Here is a 9,320-nt window from a genome sequence, read left to right on the forward strand (position 1 = left end):
TGAGGTCCTGATGGTGAGGAGCGGCCAAGGGCCGCGTCTCGAACCATGAAGCCACAGGAGCGGTGGCGATCAATCGATTCAGAACGACCCTCACGCGTAATGCGTGAGGCGCTTGCCGGGCAACAGATCATAGGGCGAGCGCCAGCCGGGCAGGCGCGCGACCCGGGCGAGCCAGGCGCTCACCGCCGGATGGCTCACGGCGAAATCATATCCGGTCTCGTCGGTCGGAAACGAAAGATAGGCGATCATCGAGAAATCGGCGATGGTCGGCCGGTCACCGATCGCGAACGCATTGTGCTGCAAATGCCGGTCGAGGATTCCCAGGTAATCGTCGATGCGCTTGCGGAAAAAAGTCAGCACTTGCGGGTCTGGCGATTTCAGGAATGTCCGTTGAAACCGGTAGGTCGCCATATAACCGGTCAGCTTGTGATTGTCCCAGAACAGCCAGCGTAATATTTCGAACTTCTCTGCGGCGGTATCGCCGCCGAATCGGCCGTATTGCTCGGCGAGCTTGAGCAGGATCGGCGCGGTCTGGGTCAGGCGCTCGCCATCCACCTCCAGCACCGGGATTTCGCCCATTGGATTGACGCGCTCGCGCCATTCCGGCGTCCGCGTCACGTCACCGCCAAAGTCGGTCCATACCGGTTCGAAGGTCTGGCCGCAGAGGGTGAGCATCAATGCAAGCTTGTAGCTGTTTCCGGATTCCGGAAAATAATGCAGTCTGTAAGTGGGCATCGGCAAATTCCCTGTCGCTCCCTTCAGTATACGCCGCCGGTCACGCCACCACGCCTGCGTTTCGCAACTGCCGGATTGCGGCCTCGTCATAGCCTGTCTCGCGCAGGATTTCGTCGCTGTGCTCGCCGATCGCAGGCGGATGCCGCGGCGGTACTTTTGGGCTGCCGTCGACCCAGATCGGGCTGTTGACGGTCAACATCGTGTCACCCTCGAACGGCACCAGCACGTCGTTGTCGAGCATCTGCCGGTCGGTCGGAATATCGTCGAGGATGCCGACCACGCCAAACACCAGGCCGCTGCCGTCGAGGATCCCGCGCCATTCGGCAAGATCCTTGCCGGCGAAGATTCCGTCGAAGATTTTTATCAGTTCCAGCGAGCGCGCATGGCGGTCGGGTTTGGTGGCGAATCTCGCATCGGCGATCAAATCCTCGCGTCCGAGGCAGCGGGCGAGCGACGGCCATTGCCGGTCTTCATTGAGCAGCGAGAGGATCAGCCAGCGCCCGTCCCTGCATCTGTAGTGGTTGACGACCGCGTTGAGGGCGCGTTCGCGCGGCCGCCGCTCGCCGAATTTCGCACCGCATAATTTCGCCTGCGCCAACACCGAAGCGGCCCACACCCCATTGGCCATCAGGTTCGAGCTGACATGCGATCCCTTGCCGGTGCGTTCGCGCTTGTAGAGCGCGGTCACGATCGCGCCGTAAAACGCCATCGCGCAGGGATGGTCGCCCATGCCCGAAATCGAGCGCGCCGGCGTGGTGTTTTCGTCGGCGCGCACCAGATCCATCAGGCCCGAGCGTGCCCAATAGGCATTGCTGTCGAAGCCGGGCTTGTTGGCTTCCGCACCCTTTTCGCCATAGCCGGTGAACGACGCATAGACCAGCCGCGCGTTGAGCGGGGCCAGTTCGGCATAGGTCATCCCGAGCCGCTCGCGCACCGCGGGCGGAAAATTGGTGATGAACACATCGGCCTCGGCGACGAGGCGATGCAGCACGGCCTGACCCTCCGGTTTGCTGAGGTCGAGCGCGAGACTTCGCTTGTTGCGGGCCTCCAAGAGCCACGCGTAATTATGTGGGCTAACGGGATATCCCGGCAGGTTCGGCAGGTTGCGGTAGGGATCGCCTGTTACGGGCGGTTCGATCTTGATCACCTGCGCGCCGAAATCCGACAGCACGGTCGCGGCCGCGGGAGCGGCGATGAAGCTCGCGCAATCCAGAACCTTGAGGCCTTCGAAAATGCCTTCTTCCATGATGGCGTCGCTCCCGTCTTGTTGCTTTTGTTTCGTGTCGTTTCCGCACCGTGGAATTTATTGTCGCGCCGCGGCAGATTCGCCGGCATTTGACCGATGTTGGCTGGGCGATGCAACGGGAGCTTCTTACCCTCCCCTGGGAGGCTATCGCATATGACTTTCCGCCGCGGTAATCGCCTGGGGCCTCATGGTTCGAGACGCCTCGAAGACGAGGCTCCTCACCATGAGGGTTCAAGATTTAGCCGCACAGAGAGTCCTCATCCTGAGGGGACGCCGTAGGCGGCCGTCTCGAAGGATGGCCGCACAAAGACTGCAGGCCCAATCTCTTTCTTCATAAGCGATAGCCTTACCCTGCAGGGGAGGGTAAGGACCTCCGCGGGAGGATTACTCCCCGTCCGTCATCAGCGCGGCATTTCCGCCGGCGGCTGAAATGTTGATCGTCACCGTCTGCTCGGTCGCAAAGCGCGCGAGATAATGTGGACCGCCGGCCTTGGGCCCGGTGCCGGACAGGCCGTGACCGCCGAAGGGCTGCACGCCGACCACCGCGCCGATCATGTTGCGGTTGACATAGATGTTGCCGGTTTGGAGGCGGTCGGCGATGGCCTCGATGGTATCGTCGATCCGCGAGTGAATGCCCAGCGTCAATCCGTAGCCGGAGCGTTCGATGGCCTGCAGCACGCGTTCGAGATGCTCGGAAGGATAACGCACCACATGCAGCACGGGACCAAAGACTTCCTGCGTCAGTTGGTTGGCGTCGGACAGCTCGAAAATATGCGGCGCGACATATTGGCCGGATGGCGCGACGCCCGCGAAATGGACGCGGGCCTGCTGTTTCATGCGCGCGATATGCGCGTCGAGCCGCTGCTTGGCATCCGCGTCGATCACGGGCCCGATTTGTACAGCGGGATTGCCGGGATCGCCGATGGTAAGTTCACGCGCGGCGCCTGAAATCATCTCGACCATGCGATCCGCAACGTCGTCCTGAACGAACAGCAACCGCAATGCCGAGCAGCGCTGCCCGGCGGAACGAAATGCCGACATCACGACATCGTCGGCGACCTGTTCGGGCAGTGCGGTGGCATCGACGATCATCGCATTGATGCCGCCGGTCTCGGCAATCAGCGGCACGATCGGGCCGTCCTTGGCGGCCAGCGTGCGATTGATCGCGCGGGCGACCTCGGTCGAGCCGGTGAACACGACGCCTGCGATATCGGGATGCGCGGTCAGCGCCGCGCCGATATGGCCGTCGCCGGGCACGAGATGCAATGCTGAAGCGGGCACGCCAGCCTCATGCAGCAACCGGATGGCCTCGGCCGCGATCAGCGGCGTCTGTTCGGCGGGCTTTGCCACCACCGTATTGCCCGCCATCAGCGCGGCGGTGATCTGGCCTGAGAAAATCGCCAGCGGAAAATTCCACGGCGATATCGCGACGAAGACGCCGCGGCCGCGCAGCCGCAGCACATTGCTCTCGCCGGTCGGTCCCGGCATGATTTTGTCCGTACCGAACAGCTCGCGGCCTTGCGCGGCATAATAGCGGCAGAAATCGATGGCCTCGCGCACTTCGGAGAGCGCGTCGTCGAGCGTCTTGCCGCCCTCGCGTTGCAACAGCGCCATAAAACGCGAGGCGCGCTGCTCCAGCAGGTGTGCGGCGCGCTCCAGGATTTGCGCGCGCCTGTCAGCGGGCGTTCGGCTCCAATCCCAAAAACCCGCGCGTGCGGCTGAGATCGCCGCGTCGACGTCTTCAGGCGTCGCATCGACGACGCTTCCGACCGGCGTAGCGCCATCGATCGGGCTCAGGATATTTTGCGCGGCGCCGGCAATGGTCTGGCCATTGACGATGGGCGCCGCCGGGATAGGAGCAGTTTCGGCCGTGATCGCCGCAAGCAACTCACCCAACGCCGCGCGCTCGCCGAATTCGATGCCGCGCGAGTTCAGCCGTTGCGGCTGAAAGAGATCGCGGGGGTTGCGGATATTCGGATGCGAGGCATTTTCAGCCGCACCAATCATATCCGCCGGGCGCCGCAGCAATGTCGCCACCGGCACGGCTTCATCGGCCGCGAGCGCGACAAAGGACGAATTAGCGCCGTTTTCCAGAAGACGCCGCACCAGATAGGCCAGGAGATCGCGGTGGCTGCCGACCGGTGCATAGGTCCGATAGGCGAGATCAGGATAATCGTGACTCAATTGCGCATAGAGTGCGTCGCCCATGCCGTGCAGGCGCTGAAACTCGAAGCCGCCTTCGCCGCCAGCCAGTTCAAGAACGGTCGCGACCGTCAGTGCATTGTGGGTGGCGAATTGCGGAAAGAGTCGCGGCCGCAGCGCCAGCAATTGCCGCGTGCAGGCAATGTAATTGAGATCGGTCATCGCCTTGCGCGTGAATACCGGATAGCCGGCAAGGCCACGCTCCTGCGCACGCTTGATCTCGGTGTCCCAATAGGCGCCTTTCACCAGACGCACCATCATCCGCCGGTCCAGCGCGCGTGCGAGTTCGGCGATATAGCCGATCACGTCACCGGCGCGCTTCTGATAGGCCTGAACAGCCAACCCAAAACCGTCCCAGCCTGTGAGCGACGCGTCACCGAACGCTGCCGTGATCACCTCAAGCGACAGTTCCAGCCGATCGGCTTCTTCGGCATCGACGGTGAAATTCAGATCATATGTCTTGGCCCGGCACGCGAGGTCGACCAGCCGCGGCACCAGTTCGGTCATCACCCGCCGGCGGCCCAGCGCCTCGAACCGCGGATGCAGCGCGGAGAGTTTGACGGAGATGCCGGGCCGGTCGGGCAGCGGGCGGCTGCCGGCGGCGCGGCCGATGGCTTCGATGGCGCTGGCATAGGAATTGAAATAGCGCGTCGCATCGGCGGCGGTCCGGGCGCCTTCGCCGAGCATGTCGAAGGAATAGCGCGCGGCCCGCTTGGCATGCGGTTCCGCGCGCGCGAGCGCGGCTTCGATGGTTTCGCCGAGCACGAAGTGGCTGCCCATCAGCCGCATCGCCTGCCTTGTCGCGGCGCGCACGGCGGGAACGCCGAGGCGCTTGGCGAGCCGGCCGATGGTGCCTTGCGGGGTTTCGCCGGGCTGGATCACGCGCGCCGACATCCCGAGCGCCCATGCCGAGGCATTGACCAGAAACGCGCTGGATTTTGTTTCGTGATGGACGAAGTCGCCTTCGCCGAGCTTGTCTTCGATGAACCGGTCGGCGGTGCGGGCATCGGGCACGCGCAGCAGCGCCTCGGCGAGCACCATCAGCGCGAGGCCCTCCTTGGTAGACAATGCAAATTCGCGCAGCATGTCCTCGACGCCGCCGAGCCGGTCGTCATCGGCGCGAATGGCTGCGATCAGCCGGGTCGCGGTGCGGTCGATCCGCTGGTCTTGTTCCGTCGTGAGGCGCGCCGTCGCGAGCAGCCGGGCCGCGATGACGCCATCATCCGGCGCATAGGGCGCTATGAACTGGGGAATGGAAGCGGGATCGAACGGCATGGCATGCCCTGGCGCATGATTCGAAGCTTACGCTCAGGCGGCGTCCGATTGTATCACCGGCGCAAAAATATTGCGGCTGCGGCGCAGCCGTTGAAGTTTTGATCGTTGAAATAAATCAACAGGGATAAAGCGGCCGAACCAACGCGTTCTGCGCCGGTTCGAATATGCGCAAGAGCGGATCCCACTCTTGCCAGTTTTCTTGCCAATTGAGCTTGTCTTTTTGAGATCTTGTTGGAAGCCCCCACTCCCGGATTGCGTCCGAGAGTGCGCCGCTATCGCTCGCGCATCAAACCTTGAGGTTTTCGGCCGAGGTCTTGCCACGGTTGGCAACTTCTTCGTATTCGACCGTCTGTCCTTCGTTGAGCGAGGAAAGGCCAGCTTTCTCGACCGCCGAAATATGAACAAAAACATCCTTGCCGCCACTTGAGGGCTGGATGAATCCAAAACCCTTGGTCGCGTTGAACCACTTCACAGTACCTTTAGCCATCACGTCGTCTCCGCGGGATCAAAAACAAAAACGAACTCCCCGGTCCCCGCAAACCGGCATGTCCGATGGCGCACGATACGCGGTATGGACCGCGCTTGATAGCGCAAACGACACCCGGATTCCGGCGGAAAACGATCATTATCGCGGCGTATTTGTAGTTTTTGCCCGTTTCGCGATCATTTGTCGCGCTGCGCGCTCGCCTGGCGTTGACCGGCTACCGTTCCGCCAGGCCGGGAAATGCGGGACAAGAGGGCCGGCAAATAGCTCAATTTGAGTCAAAATGGGCAATGGCGAGAGCACCGGAGCCGCGCACATCGCCCGCAACGCGTTTATCGATGATCGCTCGCCAACATGGTGCGATCAGGAACTTCCAGCGACGGTTTTCGAAATACCCGGCCTTGCAGCGCCTGATCCTGCTGCTTGGACCAGGTGATGTAGCGCGCGACGAGCGTCATGATGGCGATGCCGAAACCGGAGACCGAAAGCTGAACCAGCAGCGAGCCGGAACCGGTCACCAGCGCAAGACGGGCGGCAAACGAGAGAAAGACGCCGACGCAGAACACCGAAAGCGATTGCTGGCCGCAGATGATGAGCGGCTGGAAGCTCTGCCATTGCAATCCGCGCCAGTCCCTTGACATAAACCGTGTCACGAAAAATGCGATGACGACGAAGTTCAGCACGCGGTAGGGCGCGAGGTTTTCCTTGTCATTGGGATTGAACGCATCGAACAGCCAGCTTGGGAACATGTTCCCGAATTCAGGAATGCGTCCCGCCATCGTCATCACGAACGCCAGGATCAAATAGGCGATGCCGAAATAGAGCAGCACTGGCGATTTGAGAAACGACCAGTTTTTCCTGCTTCCTTCGAGCGCGCACCAGGCGCCAAACACGAACAGTAATTGCCAGCAAAATGGATTGAAATACCACGTGCCATCGGGATAGGACGCCAGATTCCACCCAAAGTGGCGGGCGGCAAAATACAGCGCGACGGAACCGGCCATGGTGAAGCCCGGCCTGCGCAGCATCAGCCACAACACCACGGGGAAGCATCCCATCAGCAGCACGCAGAGCTGCAGCACGTCGAGGTTCAGCGCCCTGGATTGCAGCAGCAACCCGTGGCCGATGGTCCGGATCGGCTGATCGACCAGGCCGGCGATGTTGAACTGGTAAAACAGGTCAGGCGCGGCATAGCGTGACGCGACATCTCCGATCGTGACGATGTAGATCGCGAACAGCACGATATAGGCGGCATAGAGCTGCCATGCGCGCTTGATCACCCGGGTGACGCCGACGAGGGTGCCGCGCTCCAGCATGATGCCGGCATAGCTCAGAGATACGGTATAGCCGATCACGAAGACGAACGCGTCCGCAGCACCGCTGAATCCGAAATTCCGGATCGTGATCCAGTTCACGAAATTATCGGGAATGTGATCCAGGAAAAGCGACCAGTTCGCAAGTCCAAGAAACAGATCGAATCTCGCATCGCGCACATTGTGCGCGAGATCAGCCTTGATCGTCATGAGCGTTGTTTCGTATTTCGGAAATGTCGTCGGAACTAATTATTCCGGTGTGTCAGTGAGTATGCTTTGGTATCGCTTCATATAGTGCAGGCGGCCCCAGTCCCAATAGACTTTGCGTGAGCCGTGCGTGACCCGCTCATTATCACGTCTAAGCCTTAACACGCGCCGAAGTGCGCAACGCAGCCATGCGCCGAGGTATCGCGGGCTTCATTTATTCCCGAATTCTTGTTCAATCTGATCACTACTTGGTCACGCGATTGCGAAGATGAAAACATCATCATGATGGGCGCCGTCGGAACCATCGGTGTTAGGCTCTGTTGCTGGGCCATCAAGGTTTATCGACGGAGAATAACATGACAAAATTCAAAACGATTGGCGCGGTCTGTCTTGCGGTTTCACTCGCAGCGGCGTCGCCATCGTTCGCAGCCGGCAAGCGGGGCGGTCATCACGGTGGCCACGCCCACTTCGCGCACGGCGGTGGCTATCGCGGCGTTGCGGCAGGCTTGATCGCAGGCTCGGCGTTCCGCGGCGCCTACGGTTACTACGGTGCGCCTCACTACGGCGATTCCTATGGCTACGGCGGCCGCGAAATCTACGACCGCTCCACGAATGAAAATGGAAACTCAAACTAGCCGTTCGATCCGGATCTGGGCGGCAGCTACAAAGCCAGCTCCGGCCACCCATGTTCCCGCATTACGGGCATCATTTCCGGGTTGTTCCTGCATTTTCTCACGATCTGGTCACAGATTGATCACGTGCCTGGGAAGATGAAAACTTCATCATTCCGGGGCTGTCCGGAACCATCGGTCCTGCGTCTCGTTGTTTCCCCATCATTGATTTATGGATGGAGAAATAACATGACCAAGTTCAAAACCATTGGCGCGATCGCCGTTGCCCTTTCACTCGCGGCGGCATCGCCGTCCTTCGCGGGCGGCATGCGTGGCGGTCACGGCGGCGGTGGCCACTTCCATGGCGGCGGCTATCGTGGCGGCGTCGGCCCCGGTGTTGCAGCAGGACTGATCGCAGGCTCCATCATCGGCGGCGCCGCCTACGGTTACTACGGCGCGCCTGACTACGACTACGGCAATTCCTACGGCTATTACAACGACTACAACGGCTACGATAGTTACGACCGCTCGATGAGCCCGGAAGGGAACTCAAACTAAAAGGTTCAGCCTGGACCTAGCCGGTCCCTACAAAGAAAACTCCGGCCACATCCAATGTGGCCGGAGTTTTTTGATTCAAAACCGAGTCGTTTGTCTAAACGTCGCGATCACTCGCAGACATTGAAGGTCCGCAGGCGATAGCCGTAGGGGGTCGGCACGCGACGCGTCACGTAGCATCCGCTGTCGTCATAGCCGCCACCGGCGTAACCGACGCCGAAGCCATGGAAGTGATGAAAGCCGTGGAAGCCGCCGCCCCATCCGCCACCGATCGGATGGGCGGAAGCCGCGGACGGAGCCAGCGCGATGGCGGTGAGGGAAGCGGCGGCAACGAGTGCGAGCGTCAATTTGCGAAACATGATCGTTCTCCTCGAATGTGCGCCGTGAAAGCATCTTCGGCGCGGGGTTGATGGTGCAGGTCTTTGCTTGGTGCAAGGTCTTTGCCTGGTGCAATCTTGCCTAACGACCATCAGTCGCGCCGCTTCCGGGTGTGGTTCGGGACAATTCAATGAATGGCTGTTCAGGTGTGTGCGAGGTCACACAGCGAGGATGTCAGCGGCTTCGTTGCTCATGGGCTTCGTGGCTCATGGTTCGAGACGCGCGAAGACGCGCTCCTCACCATGAGGGGACCTGCGGGTGTTGCCACGATTAGGCCAATGGCACACACCGACGAACCTCAAGTCCTCATCCTG

At 61.1% G+C, this 9,320-nt stretch carries 8 protein-coding genes; 2 read left to right on the forward strand and 6 right to left on the reverse strand.

Annotated elements, in window-relative coordinates; genetic code table 11:
- Positions 1-90: 90 nt before the first annotated feature.
- The 5 genes from HB676_RS33460 to HB676_RS33480 form a co-directional block, all read right to left on the reverse strand.
- Entirely contained in the window at positions 91-735 is a 645-nt protein-coding gene (locus HB676_RS33460; protein WP_213742789.1) for a glutathione S-transferase family protein, read from the reverse strand.
- A gap of 40 nt (positions 736-775) precedes the next feature.
- Positions 776-1,981 (reverse strand): CoA transferase, encoded by a 1,206-nt coding sequence (locus tag HB676_RS33465; protein WP_213742790.1) that lies wholly within the window; start codon positions 1,979-1,981, stop codon positions 776-778.
- A gap of 384 nt (positions 1,982-2,365) precedes the next feature.
- Positions 2,366-5,458 carry a bifunctional proline dehydrogenase/L-glutamate gamma-semialdehyde dehydrogenase PutA gene (gene putA / locus HB676_RS33470; protein ID WP_213742791.1) on the reverse strand — a complete coding sequence of 1,031 codons (3,093 nt, stop codon included), beginning with the start codon at positions 5,456-5,458 and terminating at the stop codon, positions 2,366-2,368.
- A 286-nt stretch (positions 5,459-5,744) separates the two neighbouring features.
- Positions 5,745-5,945 (reverse strand): cold-shock protein, encoded by a 201-nt coding sequence (locus tag HB676_RS33475; protein WP_029584170.1) that lies wholly within the window; start codon positions 5,943-5,945, stop codon positions 5,745-5,747.
- 329 nt (positions 5,946-6,274) lie between these two features.
- Positions 6,275-7,465 carry an OpgC domain-containing protein gene (locus HB676_RS33480; RefSeq protein WP_213742792.1) on the reverse strand — a complete coding sequence of 397 codons (1,191 nt, stop codon included), beginning with the start codon at positions 7,463-7,465 and terminating at the stop codon, positions 6,275-6,277.
- 353 nt (positions 7,466-7,818) lie between these two features.
- Between HB676_RS33480 and HB676_RS33485 the strand changes: the two genes are divergently transcribed.
- Both HB676_RS33485 and HB676_RS33490 read left to right on the forward strand, forming a co-directional pair.
- The gene (locus HB676_RS33485; protein ID WP_213742793.1) at positions 7,819-8,097 is read left to right on the forward strand and encodes a hypothetical protein; all 279 of its coding nucleotides are present in this window, start codon (positions 7,819-7,821) and stop codon (positions 8,095-8,097) included.
- A 225-nt stretch (positions 8,098-8,322) separates the two neighbouring features.
- Entirely contained in the window at positions 8,323-8,631 is a 309-nt protein-coding gene (locus HB676_RS33490; RefSeq protein ID WP_213742794.1) for a hypothetical protein, read from the forward strand.
- A 107-nt stretch (positions 8,632-8,738) separates the two neighbouring features.
- On the opposite strand, the gene HB676_RS33495 is transcribed toward HB676_RS33490, so the two are convergent.
- On the reverse strand, positions 8,739-8,987 hold the full coding sequence (locus tag HB676_RS33495; RefSeq protein ID WP_213742795.1) for a hypothetical protein: 249 nt from the start codon (positions 8,985-8,987) through the stop codon (positions 8,739-8,741).
- Positions 8,988-9,320 lie beyond the last annotated feature (333 nt).

Source organism: Bradyrhizobium sp. dw_411, assembly GCF_018449695.1.
Classification (GTDB): Bacteria; Pseudomonadota; Alphaproteobacteria; order Rhizobiales; family Xanthobacteraceae; genus Bradyrhizobium.